The organism is Pseudomonas sp. F-14 TE3482, from assembly GCF_053629455.1.
The window spans coordinates 406,823-424,194 of record NZ_JBRJII010000001.1 but is presented as its reverse complement, the minus strand read 5'-3'; the positions used below and the strand labels follow the sequence as shown (position 1 = coordinate 424,194).

Below are 17,372 nucleotides of genomic sequence, written 5' to 3'. Positions count from 1 at the left end.
GATGTCTCTGAGCAGTAGACGAAACGATTCAACAGGGAGTGAATACATGGAACATGCACCTTGCATCAGCCAGATCGCCACATTGCTGGCTGACCCCAAGCGCAGCGCAATGATGTGGGCCTTGATGGACGGCTCGGCGCGGCAAACCGAAGAGCTGGCGTTGCTGGCCGGCCTGTCGCCGTCTTCGGCCAGTGCGCATTTAGGGCGTTTGTCCGCCGGAGGTCTGTTGAAAGTCGAAACCCGTGGCCGCAAACGGTTTTTCCGGCTTGCCGCGCCCGAAGTCGGCGCCGCGATAGAGGCCCTGGCCAGCGCGACCCTGGCCAGCGCGCCTCAGGACATTCCAGAGGTTTTCAAACGCACGAGCCCTATCGCCAAACCTCAGGCGGCGCCTTCGTCATTGCTGCGGGCCAGGCTCTGCGACGACCATCTGGGTGGCACCCTGGCCGCCGACCTCTACCAGCGCCTGCTGGATGCGGGCTGGATCGAGCAATTCGATCAGCGGGTCATGATCACTCACAAGGGCGCCACACAATTGGCAACGCGCGGTGTGTTCATCCAGGCGCTGGCTCATCGCAACAGCAGAGTCGCCTGCGCTTGCCCGGACTGGAGCGAAAGACGCCCGCACATGGGTGGTTCATTGGGCGCGGCGTTGTTGCAGCTGTTCATGCAATCGGGCTGGTTGAGCCTGCCCAACGATTCGCGAGCGTTGCATATCACCGCTTTGGGGCAACGGGAAATCCATCGCTTCGCCAAGGAAACCGAACTGGAAATGGCGCTTTAGAGTCATTGAGGGCGACGTCCGGGATTTGTTTCAGGCGTCGTTCAGAGCTGTGGACAGGTCGCATTCAGCAATAATCCCCAGCCGCTATCGCGCACACTCGATCCGGGGACTTTCAGGATTGGGGGAATGTGGCATGGAAACACGAAGCTTCAGCGCGGCAGAACGATTGGAACGGCTGCCCATCAGCGGTTATCACCGCATCATTTTCATCATCATTGCCCTGGCGTTTTTCTTCGACTCCATGGACCTGGCGATGATGACCTTTCTGCTCGGCTCGATCAAAACCGAGTTTGGCCTGAGCACGGCGCAGGCCGGGTTGCTGGCCAGTTCGAGTTTTTTCGGCATGGTTCTGGGCGCATCGCTGTCGGGCATGCTGGCCGACCGCTTCGGGCGCAAACCGGTGTTCCAGTGGAGCATTGTGCTGTGGGGCATCGCCAGTTACCTGTGTTCCACGGCGCAGAACGTTGAAACGCTGACGCTGTTCCGAATCCTGCTGGGGATCGGCATGGGCATGGAGTTTCCGATTGCTCAGTCGATGCTGTCGGAGCTGATTCCGGCAAAGCGACGGGGACGTTACATCGCGTTGATGGATGGTTTTTGGCCGCTCGGCTTCGTGGCGGCCGGGGTGCTGTCGTACTTCCTGTTGCCGGTGATTGGCTGGCGCGACATCTTTCTGGTGTTGGCGGTGCCGGCGGTGTTCGTCCTGGCGATTCGTTTTTTCATTCCCGAGTCTCCGCGCTGGCTGGAGCAAGCCGGACATCACGACGCGGCGGACAAGGTCTTGCTCGGCATCGAAGATCGAGTCCGGGCTTCATTGGGCCGTGCGGATTTGCCTGAACCGATTCGTCTGCCCCGGGTGGCGAGTCAACCGGGCACTTTCTTCTCTGCGCTAGGGGAGATCTGGTCGCCGCAGTATCGCCAGCGCACGATGATGATCTGGTGCGTGTGGTTCTTCGCCTTGCTGGGTTTCTATGGCCTGACGTCCTGGCTCAGTGCGTTGTTGCAGCAATCGGGTTTCGCGGTGACTCAATCGGTGTATTACACGGTGCTGATTTCCCTCGGCGGGATTCCCGGTTTCCTCATGGCTGCCTGGCTGGTGGAGCGTTGGGGGCGTAAACCGGTGTGCGTCGTGACATTGCTCGGCGGCGGCATCATGGCGTTTCTTTATGGCCAGAGTGCAGTGTTCGGCGGCAACGTCAGTCTGTTGATTACCTCGGGGCTGCTGATGCAGTTCTTTCTGTTCGGCATGTGGGCGGTGCTCTACACCTACACCCCTGAGTTGTACCCGACGTCGGCACGCGCCACGGGCTCGGGGTTCGCGTCCGCCATCGGCCGAGTGGGGTCGTTACTCGGGCCATTAGTGACCGGGCTGGTGTTCCCGATGACCGGGCAAGGCGGGGTGTTTGCGCTGGGGGCGATGTGTTTTGCGATTGCGGCGGGGGTGGTGTGGATGTTCGGGATGGAGACCCGGGGCAAGACGCTGGAAGAGTTGAGTGAAGTAGAGATCGTCGGCTGAACACAGTCCCTGTGGGAGCGGGCTTGCCCGCGATGAGGCCAACTGCCTCAACATTGAGTTGGCTGACAGTCCGCTATCGCGGGCAAGCCCGCTCCCACAGGTTATTCGGTGACTTCTAAGGTTTGACCAATCTGGCATCCAGGCTGTTCTGCGCCAGGCGCTTGGCCTGATCCTGGGTCATGCCCAGATCGGTGTACAGTGCGTGGAAGTTCTCGGTGACATACCCGCCGAAGTAGGCCGGGTCATCGGAGTTCACCGTGACCTTCACACCGCGCTCGAGCATGTCGAGAATGTTGTGCTGGGACATGTGATCGAACACGCAGAGTTTGGTGTTCGACAACGGGCACACGGTCAGCGGGATCTGCTCGTCGATGATCCGCTGCATCAAGCGCTCGTCTTCGATGGCGCGCACGCCATGGTCGATACGCTGGATTTTCAGCAGGTCGAGGGCTTCCCAGATGTACTCGGGCGGGCCTTCTTCACCGGCGTGGGCCACGGTCAGGAAGCCTTCGCTGCGTGCACGATCGAACACCCGCTGGAACTTGCTCGGCGGGTGGCCCATCTCCGAACTGTCCAGGCCGACGGCGACAAATGCATCGCGGAACGGCAGCGCCTGGTCGAGGGTTTTCTGCGCTTCGTCTTCGCTCAAGTGACGCAGGAAACTGAGGATCAACCCGCTGGTGATGCCCAGTTGCTGCTCGCCATCCCTCAGAGCGGCGGCGATGCCGTTGAGCACTACTTCGAACGGGATGCCACGGTCGGTGTGGGTTTGCGGGTCAAAGAACGGTTCGGTGTGAATCACGTTCTGCGCCTTGCAGCGCAACAGGTAGGCCCAGGTCAGGTCGTAGAAATCCTGAGACGTGCGCAACACATCGGCGCCCTGGTAATACAGGTCGAGAAACTCTTGCAGGTTATTGAAGGCGTAAGCTTTGCGCAGCGTTTCAACGTCGCTCCACGGCAGGGCGATCTTGTTGCGTTCGGCCAGGGCGAACAGCAGCTCAGGCTCCAGCGAACCTTCCAGGTGCAAGTGCAATTCTGCCTTGGGCAGAGCGTTCAGCCAGTCGTACATTTTTGAAATCTCATCAGGTGCAATGAGGGCATTCTACAGATGCCCGCAGAAACAATGAGCAAAACCTGACCAGCCGGTTCATTACACGGCTTCCTGTTGCCGTCGATAGGCGTAGGTATCGGCGAAGCGCGACAACAGGAAATCGGCGCAGGTGGTGGCCGGATACTTGGCCGGATGCCGTTCATCCTGACAACCGGGCAGGCATTCAATGGCGGTGTCGGGGTGCGGTTCGGCAAAGAACGGCATCGAGTAGCGATCCACTCCCAACGGGCTGATTACCCGGTGTGGCGTCGACAGGTAACGGTCGTTGCTCCAGCGCGCCATCATGTCGCCGAAGTTGACCACGAACGTGCCTTCGATCGGCGGCGCATCGATCCATTCGCCGCGCACGTTACGCACTTGCAGGCCACCGGCCGTGTCTTGGTAGAGCAGGGTGATGCAACCGTAATCGGTGTGAGCGCCGGCACCTTGCTGATCTTCGGTGCTGGCAGTGTGGCGCGGCGGGTAATGAATCATTCGCAGCACGCTGACCGGTTCTTTGAAACGGCTGTCGAAGAAATCGCGCTCGATGCCCAGCGCCAGGGTCATGGCTCGCAGCAGGGTTTGAGCGAGCGCCTGCATGTCGACGTAGTGTTGCTCCATCAGCGATTCCCAGCCGGGCATCGACGGATGACGATTGGGACCGCGCAAGGGTTTTTCCGCAATCACCTCGGGATGATCGGCCGGCAGGTGCAGGCCCATATCGAAGGTTTCTTTCAGGTCGCTGGGTTTGCTCGGGTCGAGTTGCTCGGTGGCGATGGCGCCATAGCCGCGGTGGTGGCGGGTTTGGGTGATGTCGATCTTGAGTTTTTCGGCGGTGGGTAGGGCGAAGAAACGTTGGGCATGCTCGAGCACGGCGCCGATACGCGACGGGGCGATCGGGTGGCCCTTGATATAGAAAAAGCCCCATTCGCGGCAGGCATGGTCGATTTGTGTGGCGATGGATTGCCAGGCTTGATCGTCATCGCTGTAGAGCGGGTTGATGTCGATGATGGGAAGGCTGTTCATACGGCTGTCCTGAAGAGTACGCAGACCGGAAAACACTGGAAAACCCTGTGGGAGCGGGCTTGCCCGCGATGACGTCTGCACATCCAACATCTCTGTTGACTGAAAGTCCGCTATCGCGGGCAAGCCCGCTCCCACAGGTACTGTGTTTTGGCTCAAAGGAATTACTTCGGTATCTTGGCCTTCATGCCTTCGACGTAGTAGTTCATCGACGCCAGCTGCGCATTGGTTGCCGTCGCGCCCGCCGGGATTTTCTCCACGCCGGCCTGGTCCTTGATCGGTCCGGTGAACGGATGCAACGCACCGCTCTTGATGTCGGCAATGATCTGCTCGGCTTCGGTTTTTACCGCAGGCGGCACCAGGTCGCTGATCGGCAACTCAACCGTGCCTTCCTTCAGACCGCCCCAGTAATCCTGGGATTTCCATGTGTGGTCGAGCACGCTTTGAGTCGCCTGAATGTAATGCGGCCCCCAGTCATTGACGATAGACGTCAGCACCGCTTTCGGCCCGAAGTGCGCCATGTCCGATGCATAACCGACGGCATACACGCCACGCCGTTCGGCCGCCTGGATCGGTGCCGGGCTGTCGGTGTGCTGGAACACTACGTCCACGCCCTGGTCGATCAGCGCATTGGCGGCGTCGGCTTCCTTGCCCGGGTCGAACCAGGAATTGACCCACACCACTTTGATCTCGGTACCCGGGTTGTACTTGTTCAGGGCCAGTTGAATGGCGTTGATGTCGCGGATCACTTCCGGAATCGGGAACGAGGCGACGTAGCCGACTTTCTTGGTCTTGGTCATCTTCGCCGCGAGAAAACCGCCGACGTAGCGGCCTTCATAAGTACGTGCCAGGTAAGTGCCGAGGTTCTTGTCCTGCTTGTAGCCGGTGGCATGTTCGAAGGTCACTTTGGGAAATTGCCTGGCGACTTTCAGGGTCGGGTTCATGTAGCCGAAAGATGTGGTGAAGATCAGGTCGTACTTGTCCTTGGCCATGTTGCGGATCACCCGCTCGGCATCGGCGCCTTCGGCGACGTTTTCCACGTAGTTGGTGGTGATCTGCTCGCCGAACTTCTCTGTCAGCGCCTTGCGTCCCTGTTCATGCTGATACGTCCAGCCGTGGTCACCGATCGGGCCGATATAGACGAAGCCGACTTTCAGCGGGTCGGCAGCACTGGCGGTCAGGCTGGCGCTCAGACCGATGGCTGCGGCGACAGCGCAGATCAGCTGCTTCAACGGACGTTTATGCATGAACGGGAACTCCATTTTGTTGTGAGGTAGGTCAGGGCAATGCAAATTGCTGACCAACAGGACAACAAATGGATCGGAATCGCGTAGCGGCCATCGCGGGCAAGCCCGCTCCCCCATGACCTGCGCAAATCCTGTAGGGGCGAGGCTTGCCCGCGAAGAGTCCCTGACGATCACCGCAGAACCATCCCGGTGCACCGTCTCGAATCCACGCCATCCACTGGTGCGGGCGCCACACAAAACTGTGGGAGCTAGCCTGCTCGCGATAGCGGACTAACATTCAGCATCAATGTTGAATGACATGGCCTCATCGCGAGCAGGCTCGCTCCCACAGTTGTTTGGTGTTGTGTCAGGTGCCGGCGATCAACTGCCGAGCGGCCTGGCTGTGATCGGCAATCAACCCTTTCAGATCCAGCCCCTCAACCTGACCGTCGATCACCCGCCACTTTCCGCCGACCATCACCCGGTCCGCCCGATCCGCGCCGCACAGCAGCAGCGCGGATACCGGATCATGGCTGCCGGAGAAGCGCAGTTCATCCAGTTTGAACAGCGCCAGATCCGCCTGCTTGCCCACCGCCAGTTCACCGATATCGGTGCGCCCGAGCAAACTCGCCGAACCCTTGGTCGCCCAGCCCAGTACCAACTCCGGTGTGATTTTTTCCGCGCCATAGCGCAACCGCTGGATGTACAGCGCCTGACGGGTTTCGAGGATCATGTTCGACGCATCGTTGGACGCTGAACCGTCAACGCCCAGCCCGAGCAGCGCACCCGCAGCGGTCAGGTCCAGCGTCGGGCAAATGCCGGAGGCCAGGCGCATGTTCGAACTCGGGCAATGGCAAATACCCGTGCCGGCCACGCCGAGGCGGGCGATTTCATCGGGGTTGAAATGAATGCCGTGGGCCAGCCACGTGCGCGGGCCGAGCCAGCCGACGCTGTCAAGATAATCCACGGTGCGCAGGCCGAAACGTTGCAGGCAGAAGTCTTCTTCGTCGAGGGTCTCCGCCAGGTGCGTGTGCAGGCGCACGTCGAGGGTGTTCGCCAGTTCGGCGCTGGCGGACATGATTTCCGGGGTCACCGAGAACGGTGAACACGGTGCCAGGGCGATTTGAATCTGCGCCCCATCACCGCGCTCGTGGTATGCGGCAATCAAACGTTGGCTGTCATCGAGGATCACTTCACCTTCCTGGACGGTCTGCTGCGGTGGCAGGCCGCCGTCTTTTTCGCCAAGGCTCATGGAACCGCGAGTGAGCATGGCGCGCATGCCCAGTTCGCGGACGCTCTCGACCTGCACGTCGATCGCATTTTCCAGGCCTTCCGGAAACAGGTAATGGTGATCGGCCGCGGTGGTGCAACCGGACAGCAGCAACTCGGCCAATGCGACTTTGGTGGCGAGGGCGAGTTTTTCAGGGGTGAGACGAGCCCAGACCGGATAGAGGGTTTTCAACCACGGGAACAACGGCTGATTAACCACCGGTGCCCAGGCACGGGTCAGGGTTTGATAGAAGTGGTGATGGGTGTTGATCAGCCCCGGCAGGATCACGTGTTCGCGAGCATCGAAAACGTGGTCACACGGCGCGCACGGTTGCTGGCCGGCGCTGAGCACTTCTACGATCAAGCCGTCTTGCACAACCAGACCGCCACGTGCATCGAGCGCGTTGGCCGTGAAAGTGGCGAGGGGATTTTTTAACCAGGTACGGGTCGCAGGCATGGTGGCCGGCTCCTCTGAAAGTTTGGGTTCAGGGTTGCCAGCTCAGTGTTGCCCTGTCTGCTGATCCAGGGTCGCCGCGGGGGCGAGGTGCGGAGTTTCGAACAAAAAGGCTTCACGGGCAAGCCTCCCCCGACCAGACGATGCAGAACCCTGTGGGAGCCGGGCTTGCCCGCGATGCAGGCACCTCGGTCTTTCAGCGATACCGAGGTGATGCTATCGCAGCGGTGCGGCGATCCGACAAGCCAGCTCCCACAGGGTGCGGTGGTGTTACCAGGGAATGGTCTCACCCCTGTAGTTCACAAAATGATGCCCGCCCTTGCCGGCATACGCATTCACCTGATCGATCAACCCCCGCGTGCTGGTTTCCACATCAATGTCCGCGCCTTCACCGCCCATATCAGTCTTCACCCAACCCGGGTGCAGCGACAGCACGGTGAGCTTCTGTTCGCCCAGTTGCGTGACGAAGCTGTTGGTCATGGAGTTCAGCGCCGCTTTGCTGGCCTTGTACAGTGCCAGCTCCGGCGCGTCGGGCATGGTCACGCTGCCCAGCACCGAACTCATGAACGCCAGCACGCCGCTGCCATCGCGAATCTGCCCGACGAAGCGCTGGGCCAGATTGATCGGCGCAACGGCGTTGGTGAAGAACAATTGCCCCACCTCGGCCAACGTCGCGCCGCCCGGCGTCTGGACCTCCGGGCCCTTGACCCCGGCATTCACGAACAACAAGTCGAAGACTTCGCCCTTGAGTTGTTGGCTAAGGGCAATGACCGCTTGCTGATCGTCCATGTCGAGTTTTTCGATCCGCACCTTGCCCAGCGCTTGCAAGGCTTCGGCGCCCTGCGGGTTGCGCACGGTGGCGGTGACTTGCCAGCCGTCGGCCAGCAGGGTTTTCACCAGACCGAGGCCCAAGCCTCGGGAGGCACCGATGATGAGTGCGGTTTTTGCCTTGGACATGAATGGCTTCCTTGATGGATGAGAATCACGGATTTAAAGGATACTGACTCAAAGGACATTGTTGACCGAGCCGATGTTGCAGTTCCTGACGCAAGACATCGAGTTCGGCGATGCGGGTTTCGATCAGGTTCAGTTTGTCTTGCAGCAGTTGGGTCACGGCATTGGCCGGGTCGGGCGCCTGCCACAGCGCAGCGACGCTGCTGCCGATCTCGCCGAGGGTAAAGCCCAGTCGCTGAGCGGTCTTGATGTACAGCACCAGTTGCACCATCTCCGCCGGATAGTCGCGATAACCATTGGCGCTGCGTTGCGCGGCGATCAACCCGCGCTGCTCGTAAAAGCGCAACGTGTCGCGGCTGACGGCGCTGGCCTGGGCTAATTCACCGATGCGCATCTTGATGTCTCGAGAGGGCTTGACCCTGGAGCATACTCCAGGCTTTAGCCTTGTTGCTCCCTGAATTTACGGAGCAAGACGGATGTGGACTTCAACGCAATATCGTCAAGTGGTGCGTGGCAGTGCGTGGTACGACCTGATCGTGACCGCTGCTTTTGTGACGCCGTGGAGTTTTGCGGCGTTGCATGGCGTGTTGTTGAGCCTGAGCCAGGCTTTCAATTTGCCTGGCGAGCTACCGCCGTTCGAGCCGATGCACATGCTGATGGCGAATTTGTTGGGTTCGATTGTGTGCGTGTGGGCCGTGCTGCGGATTCGTGATCCGCAGCAGGTGTTTGGGCGGTATGACGCGGTGGGGCGGTTTCTGTTTTCGGCTTGGCAGCTGTATGCCTTGCTCCACGGCGCCAGCTCATTGCTGGTTGTTTTCCTGGTCTTTGAATTGGCGTGGGGCGTTGTTCAAGTGTTGCCTGTTCGGGCGCCTTCGCGGGCAAGCCCGCTCCCACAGTGATTTTGGCGAACCCGGAATTTTCGATCGACACAAAACTTGTGGGAGCGGGCTTGCCCGCGAAGAGGCCCTTGAAGCCGACCCTAATGCCCGGCCTGCCACGGCTGCCCCAACGACACCGGCGCATACAACCGTGTGCGCACGGCATCCCGAGACAGCAGCACCAACACCACAATGGTCGCGACATACGGCAGCATCGCCAGCAGGCTCGACGGAATCGCCAGCCCCAATCCCTGCGCCACCAGATGCAGGATGCTGGCGAGACCGAACAGATACGCCCCGAGCAGCAAACGCCACACCCGCCAACTGGCAAATACCACCAATGCCAGGGCAATCCAGCCGCGACCGGCGCTCATGTTTTCCGCCCACATCGGTGTGTAGGCCAGGGACAAATAAGCCCCGGCCAACCCCGCCATCGCGCCGCCAAACAGCACCGCCAGCGTGCGCACGCGCAACACCGGCAAGCCCATGGCACTGGCCGCGTCCGGGTTTTCGCCGACCGCCTGAATGATCAACCCGACGCGACTTTTCAGAATCACCCAGGCCACTAACGTGAACAGCGCGAACGACAAGTACACCAACAAGTCCTGGGCAAACAGCATCCGCCCGATCAGCGGGATTTCACTCAAGAACGGAATCGCCACCGGCTCAAAACCCGCCAATGGTTTGCCAACCCATGCTGCGCCGACAAAGGTCGACAGGCCCACGCCGAAGATCGTCAACGCCAACCCGGTCGCCACCTGATTGGCGTTGAACACCAGTGCCACCAAGGCAAACAGCGACGACAACAGCATCCCGGCGAGCATCGCCAGCAACACGCCAAGCCAGAGGTTGCCGCTGTTCAGCGCGACGATGAAACCGATCACCGCGCCAAACAGCATCATGCCTTCCTGCCCCAGATTGAGGACGCCACTCTTCTCGCAGATCAACTCGCCCAGCGCCACCAGCAACAACGGCGTACCGCAACGGACCATGGCGTAGAAAATATTGCTCAGCAGATCGATATCCATCACAAGGCTCCTGCGTGTACGGCGGTGGTTGGTGCACGGCGAGCCCAGCGCAGGTTCAAACGCGGTCGATAGAGAATCAGCACGTCACTGGCCAGCAGGAAAAACAGCATCATCCCCTGGAACAATTGAGTGATGGCTTGCGGCAGGTTCATGCTCATCTGTGCGCTTTCGCCGCCGATGTACAGCAGCGCCATCAACAAGCTGGAAAACAGAATGCCGATGGGATTCAGCCGCCCGAGAAACGCCACGGTGATCGCCGCATAGCCGTAACCCGGCGAGACTTGCGGCACCAATTGACCGATCGGCCCAGTGACTTCGCAGACCCCGGCCAACCCCGCCAAACCGCCGCTGATCAACAACGCCAGCCAGATCAGCCGCTTCTCGCGAAAGCCGACGAAACCGGCGGCGCGCTTGTCCAGCCCGAGCACTTTGATCTGGAAGCCGACAAAGCTTTTCTGCAGCAACACCCACACCGCCACCAGCGCGAGCAAGGCGAAATACACACCGGCGTGAACCCGACCGTCCTCCATCAACAGCGGCAGTCGACTGGCATCGCCGAACATCGCCGACTCTGGAAAGTTGAACCCCGCCGGGTCCTTCAGCGGCCCGTGGACGCAGAACAGCAGCAGGTTCAGGGCGATGTAATTGAGCATGATGCTGGTGAGGATTTCATTGGCGTTGAAGCGCGTGCGCAACCACGCCGTCAGCCCGGCCCATGCGGCGCCGGCCAGGGTGCCTGTGAGCAGGATCAACACCAGCGCCCAGCGGCTTTGCCAGCCAATGATGTTCACTGCCAACGCACTGCCGGCGAGGGCGCCGAGCAGCAACTGACCTTCGGCGCCGATGTTCCAGATCCGCGCTTGATACGCCACCGCCAGGCCCAATGCGCAGAGCAGAATCGGCAGCGCTTTGACCAACCATTCGGAGACACCGTACAAGTCGCTGATCGGTGCAATCAGCAACGTGTGCAAGGTCAGTAACGGATCGTGGCCCAGGGCGATAAACAGCAATGAGCCACAGCCCAGCGTCAACACGGCCGCCAGCAGGGGCGAGCACCACAACATCAAGCGTGATTGCTGGCCACGGGGTTCGAGAGAAAGCAGCATGTGAAACTCCGTTAAAGCGCTACGGGGGCAGGTGATTGAGGTGTGTCGAACTGGCCGGCCATCCAGCCGCCGACGTCGCTCAGATGGGTGTCGACGGTGGCCTGCAATGGCGACAGCTGACCGCCGCACAGGGCGCCGAGGCGGTCGCTGATCTGGAACAGTTCGTCGAGGTCTTCGGAGATCACCAGGATCGCCGCGCCGGCATCGCGCAAGGCAATCAACGCCCGGTGAATGGTCGCGGCCGCGCCGACGTCCACGCCCCAGGTCGGGTGCGCGGCGACCAGCAATTTAGGCTGCTGGAGGATTTCCCGGCCGAGGATGAATTTTTGCAAGTTGCCGCCGGACAGACTGCGAGCAGGCGCCTGGGCATCAGGTGTCTTGACCCCGAAGCGGCGAATGATGTCTTCGGCCAGCGCTTCGACCTTGCCGCGCTGGATCAGCCCGTTGCTGACAAGCCCCTGTTGAAACGCGGTGAGCAGGGCGTTATCTGCCAGGCTCAGTTCCGGCACCGCGCCATGGCCCAGACGCTCGGCGGGGACGAACGCCAGGCCAAGTTTACGTCGAGCATCCGGCCGCAAATGGGCCACCGGTTGCCCGCCGAAACTGATCGTTGCGCTGTCATCGCGGGGTAACCGTTCTTCACCACTGAGCAAGGCCAGCAACTCATCCTGACCATTGCCGGCCACTCCGGCGACTCCCACGATTTCGCCGCTGCGCACGTCGAAATCAATGTCCTTCAGCGAGCAGCCGAACGGGTCCGGGTTGTGCCAGGACAACCCCGTCACATTCAAAAATGCATCAGCGCCCATGACCTTTGGATAGTCGGTGATCAGCTCGGCGGCTTCACCGACCATCAACTGCGCCAGTTGCCGATCCGAGCACTGCGCCGGCACGCAATGCCCGGCCACCCGACCGCCGCGCAACACCGTGGCGCTGTGGCACAACGCACGCACTTCGCCGAGCTTGTGGCTGATAAAAAGAATGCTGCAGCCCTCGCTCGCCAGCCGGCGCAATGTGACAAACAATTCGTCGGCCTCTTGCGGAGTCAGTACTGACGTCGGCTCATCGAGAATCAACAGGCGGATGTCCTGCATCAGGCAGCGAATGATTTCCACCCGTTGACGCTCGCCGATGGACAGGCTGTGGACAAGTCGCTCCGGTTCCAGGGCCATGCCGTAGCGTTGGGACACTTCACGAATCTTCGGCTCAAGCTGCTTCGGCGTACCCGCCGCAGCGCCCATGGCAAGCGCAATGTTCTGCGCCACGCTCAGGGTTTCGAACAGCGAGAAATGCTGGAACACCATGCCAATCCCGAGGCCGCGAGCCTGGGCCGGATTGCGCATGTTCACGCGCTGGCCCTGCCAGATCATTTCCCCTGAGTCGGCGTGAGTGACGCCGTAGATGATCTTCATCAGGGTACTTTTTCCCGCACCGTTTTCGCCGAGCAGGGCGTGAATTTCACCGGGTGCAATGCTCAAGTCGATGGCGTCGTTGGCCAGGCAACCGGGGTAACGCTTGCTGATTCTGCGCAATTGCAGGCGGGGTATTTGATCGGGGATCGGCACGGGGTTGGACATGACAGGCTCAGGTCGACAGAAGTTATGCCTGGGGATAAAGCAATTTCCTGGCCATTGAGTCAGGAAATCGGCAAGGCCTTGCTGGTTTAGGGTTGTGGGCGGTGTCTCGCCTTATTCCAACTCCGAATCAGGCACCACTTGAGGGCACGTTCTTTGATCAGGCTCTGGTTTTGCGCGCTGTGAATTGATCAAAAAACGAGCAATACCCTGCAAGCTATGTCGGACATGGGGCTGCGCCAGCCATGAACGGGTTATCCACAGGTTGTTCCACAGTATTTGTGCGCAAGCCGAGCGGAGGGGCATAAGCACTGAGGGGCTTTCTTCTAATGGCGATAAACCGCTCTAACTGTTTGTTTTTACGTGGAATAAATGTTGTCACTGGGGATTTGGATGAAAAATGAACAAAGCCCGCAAAGCCGCATGACAGAAGGGTTACAGGGGAATGTGCTCAGGTTATCCACAGCCGGGTGCACAGCAGATGTGGGCAAGTATCGAGAATAAAGAAAACCGGGGTGCCCCAAAAGATCGCAGCGCCCACAGGCGCGTAGGAGCTGCCGAAGGCTGCGATCTTTTGATCTTTTGATCTTTTATCGCTGCAACAAAATGCGCCCGCGACTCAAGTCCGCCAGCTGCATTTGCAGGGTATCTATCTGCCCCTCGCCGATCGCCAATTGCAGTTCCACGCCATTGGCCGTGAAGGTTTCTTCCACGACCAAACCGCCCAGTTCCGCTACCCGAAGTTTCACCAGCGCCAATTCGCCAAATGCGCAGGCACAACTCACCGGCACCCGACTGATCAGCTCGACCTTCGACGCCCCTTGCAGGCATTTGTTGGCGCCGCCGCCATAGGCCCGGGCGAGGCCGCCGGTGCCCAGTTGAATGCCGCCATACCAGCGGATCACCAGCACCGCGACCTGATCGCAATCCTGCGCTTCGATCGCCGCCAGAATCGGCCGGCCAGCGGTGCCGCCGGGTTCGCCATCATCGTTGCTGCGATATTGATCGCCGAGTTTCCAGGCCCAGCAATTGTGCGAGGCGTTCAAATCACTGTGCTGCTCGATGAACGCTTGAGCATCCGCTGCGCTGGTGATTGGTCCGGCGAGGGCGATGAAGCGGCTTTTGCGAATCTCTTCGCGGTATTCGCAAAAGCCGCTGAGGGTAAAAGGCATAAGTGTCTTAGATAGCAGGCGTCAGGCCGCAGCCTTTGAGAATGATGCGGATCAGGTTGTTGCCGGCGTCTTCCATGTCTTGCTTGGTCAACTTGGTGCGCCCGGTGACACGGCAGATCTGCGTGGCAAAATCGGCGTAATGCTGGGTGCTACCCCACAGCAGGAAGATCAGGTGCACCGGGTCGACCGGGTCCATTTTGCCGGCATCGATCCACGTCTGAAACACCGCGGCCCGGCCCTGAAACCAGATGCGATAGTCCTGGTTGAAATGCGCGCTCAGGCATTCGCCGCCGCTGATGACCTCCATGGCGAAGACCCGCGAAGCTTGTGGCTGGCGCCGGGAGAACTCCATTTTTGCGCGAATGTATCGCGCCAATGCTTCTGCCGGATCATCCTCGACGGTCAGGGTATTGAAGGTGCTGTCCCAGAGTTCAAGGATGTTGCTCAGCACTGCCACATACAAACCGAGTTTGTTAGTGAAGTAGTAATGCAGGTTCGCTTTGGGCAACCCGGCCTTCTGCGCGATGGTGTTCATGCTGGTGCCTTTGAATCCGTGACGGGCGAATTCGTCTTCGGCGGCTTTGATGATGGTCTCTTCGTTCTTCTGACGAATGCGGCTGGCGGGTTTGCCGCCGTGGGCTGGGACTTCAAAGGTCATAGGCACTTCCGAACAGGGTAGATGGGTGCAACCAGATGCGTTGATAGCGCACCCGCAGGTCGCAGACAAGTCCTGTTGCGATAAAACCTTGACCACCGCAATCCCTGTGGGAGCCGAGCTTGCTCGCGATGGTGCCAGGTCAGTCACCATCGATGCTGATTGTTAAGCAGCCATCGCGAGCAAGTTCGGCTCCCACAGGAATCTTCAGTTGTTCAGCGCGTTGCGGCCAGGCTCTCAAGGAAGCTTTCCAGCACCAGATGCGGCCGACGGCCCTTGCGTGTGACCGATGCCAGACTCAGGTCATAAAAACGTGCCTTGGGTTTCAGCGCACGCAATCGGCCCTGCTGCACCCAGAGGCTGGCGTAATGATCCGGCAGATAACCGATGTAGCGCCCGGTCAGAATCAGAAATGCCATGCCTTCGCGATCCGATGCACTGGCGGTGCAGTTGAGCGCCTGATAGTGGGCCTGAATCTCGGCAGGCAAACGGAAGGTCGGAGCGATGGCGTCCTGGCTATTGAGACGCTCATCGTCCAGTTGTTTGTCGTCGACATAAAATAACGGATGCCCGACTGCGCAATACAGCAGCGAACGTTCGCTGTAGAGCGGCTGATATTCCAGACCCGACAGCGCACTGGCCTGCGGCACCACGCCGACATGCAAACGCCCGTCGAGCACGCCTTGTTCGACTTCATTGGGCGCGATCATGCGGATCTGGATCTGTACGTCCGGGCCGCGCTCCTTCAACTGCGCCAAGGCATGGGTAATGCGCATGTGGGGCAGGGTGACCAGGTTGTCGGTCAGGCCGATGGTCAACTCACCGCGCAAATGTTGGTGGAGGCCGTTGACCTCGGTGCGGAAACTTTCCAGCGCACTTAATAGCTGCAGCGCAGATTGGTAGACCTCGCGGCCTTCTTCGGTCAGGGAAAAACCGGCGCGACCGCGTTGGCACAGACGCAGGCCGAGGCGCTGCTCCAAATCGCTCATCTGTTGGCTGATGGCCGAGCGACCGATCCCCAGCACCGATTCTGCTGCGGAGAAGCCACCGCATTCCACGACGCTGCGAAAAATCCGCAACAGACGGATATCAAAGTCACTGACTTGCGCCAGTGGATCGGGGCGGCGGGTACTCATAGTTTAGTCCGGGCCTGACTGAAGGTTAGAAAAGTTGGATTTCACCGACTTTATCTCCGTGGCAATTTAGCTGCAAGAACGCTTTTCATCTCCACGCCGCTTATTGCCCTGCGAGGTTTTGCCCATGAACGTGCCTGAAAACGCCCCGACTTCCCTGGCCAGCCAGCTCAAGCTCGATGCTCACTGGATGCCCTACACCGCGAACCGCAACTTCCAGCGCGACCCGCGACTGATCGTGGCTGCCGAGGGCAGTTGGCTGACAGACGACAAGGGCCGCAAGGTCTACGATTCGCTCTCGGGTCTGTGGACCTGCGGCGCCGGACACACCCGCAAGGAAATCCAGGAAGCGGTGGCCAAGCAGTTGGGTACCCTCGATTACTCGCCGGGCTTCCAGTACGGCCACCCACTGTCGTTCCAGTTGGCCGAGAAAATCACCGACCTGACGCCGGGCAATCTGAATCACGTGTTCTTCACCGACTCGGGTTCCGAGTGTGCAGACACGGCGGTGAAAATGGTGCGTGCTTACTGGCGCCTGAAAGGCCAGGCCACCAAAACCAAAATGATCGGTCGAGCTCGTGGTTATCACGGCGTGAACATCGCCGGCACCAGCCTCGGCGGCGTGAACGGCAACCGCAAACTGTTCGGTCAGGCGATGATGGACGTCGATCACCTGCCGCACACTTTGCTGGCGAGCAATGCTTTCACTCGTGGCATGCCGGAGCAGGGTGGTATCGCGCTGGCGGATGAATTGCTCAAGTTGATCGAGCTGCACGATGCCTCGAACATTGCTGCGGTATTCGTCGAGCCGTTGGCTGGTTCCGCTGGCGTGCTGGTTCCGCCGCAGGGTTACCTCAAGCGTCTGCGCGAGATCTGCGATCAGCACAACATCCTGCTGGTGTTTGACGAAGTGATCACCGGTTTCGGCCGTACCGGTTCGATGTTCGGTGCCGACAGTTTTGGCGTGACGCCGGACCTGATGTGCATTGCCAAGCAAGTCACCAACGGCGCGATCCCGATGGGCGCAGTGATTGCCAGCTCCGAGATCTATCAGACCTTCATGAACCAGGCGACGCCTGAGTACGCGGTGGAATTCCCGCACGGCTACACCTATTCCGCCCACCCGGTGGCTTGTGCTGCGGGCTTGGCGGCACTCGACCTGCTGCAAAAGGAAAACCTGGTGCAGAGTGTGGCGGAAGTGGCGCCGCATTTCGAAAATGCGTTGCATGGTTTGAAGGGCTCGAAAAACGTCATCGACATTCGTAACTACGGGTTGGCCGGTGCCATCCAGATTGCGCCTCGCGACGGCGATGCCATCGTGCGTCCGTTCGAAGCCGGCATGGCCTTGTGGAAAGCCGGGTTCTACGTGCGCTTCGGCGGCGACACCCTGCAGTTCGGCCCAACCTTCAACAGCAAGCCGCAAGACCTCGATCGTCTGTTCGACGCGGTCGGCGAAGTGCTGAACAAAATCGACTGATTTTTCCCCTCTCTTTATATATAGGCGTCCTTTCGC

The 17,372-nt window shown here is 60.0% G+C and carries 16 protein-coding genes; 4 read left to right on the top strand and 12 right to left on the bottom strand.

The features are described 5' to 3' along the window. The first annotated feature begins 46 nt into the window (after positions 1 to 46). The gene (locus tag AB7M26_RS01890; protein ID WP_123500972.1) at positions 47 to 781 is read left to right on the top strand and encodes an ArsR/SmtB family transcription factor; all 735 of its coding nucleotides are present in this window, start codon (positions 47 to 49) and stop codon (positions 779 to 781) included. 133 nt (positions 782 to 914) lie between these two features. Continuing rightward, on the top strand, positions 915 to 2,297 hold the full coding sequence (locus tag AB7M26_RS01885) for an MFS transporter (RefSeq protein ID WP_429387708.1): 1,383 nt from the start codon (positions 915 to 917) through the stop codon (positions 2,295 to 2,297). Positions 2,298 to 2,412: 115 nt separating this feature from the next. On the opposite strand, the gene AB7M26_RS01880 is transcribed toward AB7M26_RS01885, so the two are convergent. The 6 genes from AB7M26_RS01880 to AB7M26_RS01855 form a co-directional block, all read right to left on the bottom strand. Beyond that, the gene (locus tag AB7M26_RS01880; protein ID WP_429387705.1) at positions 2,413 to 3,366 is read right to left on the bottom strand and encodes an adenosine deaminase; all 954 of its coding nucleotides are present in this window, start codon (positions 3,364 to 3,366) and stop codon (positions 2,413 to 2,415) included. 81 nt (positions 3,367 to 3,447) lie between these two features. Next, positions 3,448 to 4,413, bottom strand: a complete 966-nt coding sequence (locus tag AB7M26_RS01875; protein ID WP_429387702.1) for a 2-oxoglutarate and iron-dependent oxygenase domain-containing protein — start codon at positions 4,411 to 4,413, stop codon at positions 3,448 to 3,450. 161 nt (positions 4,414 to 4,574) lie between these two features. Then, a complete protein-coding gene (locus tag AB7M26_RS01870; RefSeq protein WP_429387700.1) occupies positions 4,575 to 5,657 on the bottom strand; it encodes a BMP family ABC transporter substrate-binding protein in 1,083 nt (360 codons plus the stop codon). A 346-nt stretch (positions 5,658 to 6,003) separates the two neighbouring features. Then, positions 6,004 to 7,362 (bottom strand): 8-oxoguanine deaminase, encoded by a 1,359-nt coding sequence (locus AB7M26_RS01865; RefSeq protein WP_429387698.1) that lies wholly within the window; start codon positions 7,360 to 7,362, stop codon positions 6,004 to 6,006. A gap of 267 nt (positions 7,363 to 7,629) precedes the next feature. Further along, entirely contained in the window at positions 7,630 to 8,316 is a 687-nt protein-coding gene (locus tag AB7M26_RS01860; protein WP_123500981.1) for an SDR family oxidoreductase, read from the bottom strand. A gap of 25 nt (positions 8,317 to 8,341) precedes the next feature. Further along, positions 8,342 to 8,707: a MerR family transcriptional regulator gene (locus tag AB7M26_RS01855; RefSeq protein WP_123500983.1), complete on the bottom strand. Its 366-nt coding sequence runs from the start codon at positions 8,705 to 8,707 to the stop codon at positions 8,342 to 8,344. A gap of 82 nt (positions 8,708 to 8,789) precedes the next feature. Between AB7M26_RS01855 and AB7M26_RS01850 the strand changes: the two genes are divergently transcribed. Next, positions 8,790 to 9,212, top strand: coding sequence for a hypothetical protein (locus AB7M26_RS01850; RefSeq protein ID WP_429387694.1), 423 nt, complete (start codon positions 8,790 to 8,792; stop codon positions 9,210 to 9,212). Between the two features lie 80 nt (positions 9,213 to 9,292). Here the strand turns inward: AB7M26_RS01850 and AB7M26_RS01845 are convergent, their stop codons facing one another. The 6 genes from AB7M26_RS01845 to AB7M26_RS01820 all read right to left on the bottom strand — a co-directional run bounded on the left by AB7M26_RS01845 (position 9,293) and on the right by AB7M26_RS01820 (position 15,862). Beyond that, positions 9,293 to 10,219, bottom strand: coding sequence for an ABC transporter permease (locus AB7M26_RS01845; protein WP_123500987.1), 927 nt, complete (start codon positions 10,217 to 10,219; stop codon positions 9,293 to 9,295). Continuing rightward, positions 10,219 to 11,325 carry an ABC transporter permease gene (locus AB7M26_RS01840; protein WP_429387690.1) on the bottom strand — a complete coding sequence of 369 codons (1,107 nt, stop codon included), beginning with the start codon at positions 11,323 to 11,325 and terminating at the stop codon, positions 10,219 to 10,221. Before AB7M26_RS01840 ends, AB7M26_RS01845 begins: the two co-directional genes overlap by 1 nt. 11 nt (positions 11,326 to 11,336) lie before the next feature. Continuing rightward, positions 11,337 to 12,902 (bottom strand): ABC transporter ATP-binding protein, encoded by a 1,566-nt coding sequence (locus AB7M26_RS01835; RefSeq protein WP_123500991.1) that lies wholly within the window; start codon positions 12,900 to 12,902, stop codon positions 11,337 to 11,339. A gap of 587 nt (positions 12,903 to 13,489) precedes the next feature. Continuing rightward, positions 13,490 to 14,071, bottom strand: coding sequence for an IMPACT family protein (locus tag AB7M26_RS01830; protein ID WP_123500993.1), 582 nt, complete (start codon positions 14,069 to 14,071; stop codon positions 13,490 to 13,492). A 7-nt stretch (positions 14,072 to 14,078) separates the two neighbouring features. Beyond that, positions 14,079 to 14,729 carry a TetR/AcrR family transcriptional regulator gene (locus tag AB7M26_RS01825; protein ID WP_123500995.1) on the bottom strand — a complete coding sequence of 217 codons (651 nt, stop codon included), beginning with the start codon at positions 14,727 to 14,729 and terminating at the stop codon, positions 14,079 to 14,081. A 212-nt stretch (positions 14,730 to 14,941) separates the two neighbouring features. Further along, positions 14,942 to 15,862: a LysR family transcriptional regulator gene (locus AB7M26_RS01820; protein WP_007940170.1), complete on the bottom strand. Its 921-nt coding sequence runs from the start codon at positions 15,860 to 15,862 to the stop codon at positions 14,942 to 14,944. 124 nt (positions 15,863 to 15,986) lie between these two features. Here AB7M26_RS01820 and AB7M26_RS01815 point away from each other — a divergent pair, with 124 nt between their 5' ends. Further along, positions 15,987 to 17,336 carry an aspartate aminotransferase family protein gene (locus AB7M26_RS01815; protein ID WP_007906809.1) on the top strand — a complete coding sequence of 450 codons (1,350 nt, stop codon included), beginning with the start codon at positions 15,987 to 15,989 and terminating at the stop codon, positions 17,334 to 17,336. The last annotated feature ends 36 nt before the right edge of the window (positions 17,337 to 17,372 follow it).

Excerpts from the sequence above, each read along its gene's own strand:
- AB7M26_RS01840 (WP_429387690.1), bottom strand. The coding sequence starts at position 11,325 with ATGCTGCTTTCTCTCGAACCCCGTGGCCAGCAATCACGCTTGATGTTG.
- AB7M26_RS01890 (WP_123500972.1), top strand. The coding sequence starts at position 47 with ATGGAACATGCACCTTGCATCAGCCAGATCGCCACATTGCTGGCTGAC.
- AB7M26_RS01815 (WP_007906809.1), top strand. The coding sequence starts at position 15,987 with ATGAACGTGCCTGAAAACGCCCCGACTTCCCTGGCCAGCCAGCTCAAG.
- AB7M26_RS01830 (WP_123500993.1), bottom strand. The coding sequence starts at position 14,071 with ATGCCTTTTACCCTCAGCGGCTTTTGCGAATACCGCGAAGAGATTCGC.
- AB7M26_RS01845 (WP_123500987.1), bottom strand. The coding sequence starts at position 10,219 with ATGGATATCGATCTGCTGAGCAATATTTTCTACGCCATGGTCCGTTGC.
- AB7M26_RS01855 (WP_123500983.1), bottom strand. The coding sequence starts at position 8,707 with ATGCGCATCGGTGAATTAGCCCAGGCCAGCGCCGTCAGCCGCGACACG.
- AB7M26_RS01850 (WP_429387694.1), top strand. The coding sequence starts at position 8,790 with ATGTGGACTTCAACGCAATATCGTCAAGTGGTGCGTGGCAGTGCGTGG.
- AB7M26_RS01875 (WP_429387702.1), bottom strand. The coding sequence starts at position 4,413 with ATGAACAGCCTTCCCATCATCGACATCAACCCGCTCTACAGCGATGAC.
- AB7M26_RS01880 (WP_429387705.1), bottom strand. The coding sequence starts at position 3,366 with ATGTACGACTGGCTGAACGCTCTGCCCAAGGCAGAATTGCACTTGCAC.
- AB7M26_RS01870 (WP_429387700.1), bottom strand. The coding sequence starts at position 5,657 with ATGCATAAACGTCCGTTGAAGCAGCTGATCTGCGCTGTCGCCGCAGCC.
- AB7M26_RS01885 (WP_429387708.1), top strand. The coding sequence starts at position 915 with ATGGAAACACGAAGCTTCAGCGCGGCAGAACGATTGGAACGGCTGCCC.
- AB7M26_RS01820 (WP_007940170.1), bottom strand. The coding sequence starts at position 15,862 with ATGAGTACCCGCCGCCCCGATCCACTGGCGCAAGTCAGTGACTTTGAT.
- AB7M26_RS01860 (WP_123500981.1), bottom strand. The coding sequence starts at position 8,316 with ATGTCCAAGGCAAAAACCGCACTCATCATCGGTGCCTCCCGAGGCTTG.
- AB7M26_RS01835 (WP_123500991.1), bottom strand. The coding sequence starts at position 12,902 with ATGTCCAACCCCGTGCCGATCCCCGATCAAATACCCCGCCTGCAATTG.
- AB7M26_RS01825 (WP_123500995.1), bottom strand. The coding sequence starts at position 14,729 with ATGACCTTTGAAGTCCCAGCCCACGGCGGCAAACCCGCCAGCCGCATT.
- AB7M26_RS01865 (WP_429387698.1), bottom strand. The coding sequence starts at position 7,362 with ATGCCTGCGACCCGTACCTGGTTAAAAAATCCCCTCGCCACTTTCACG.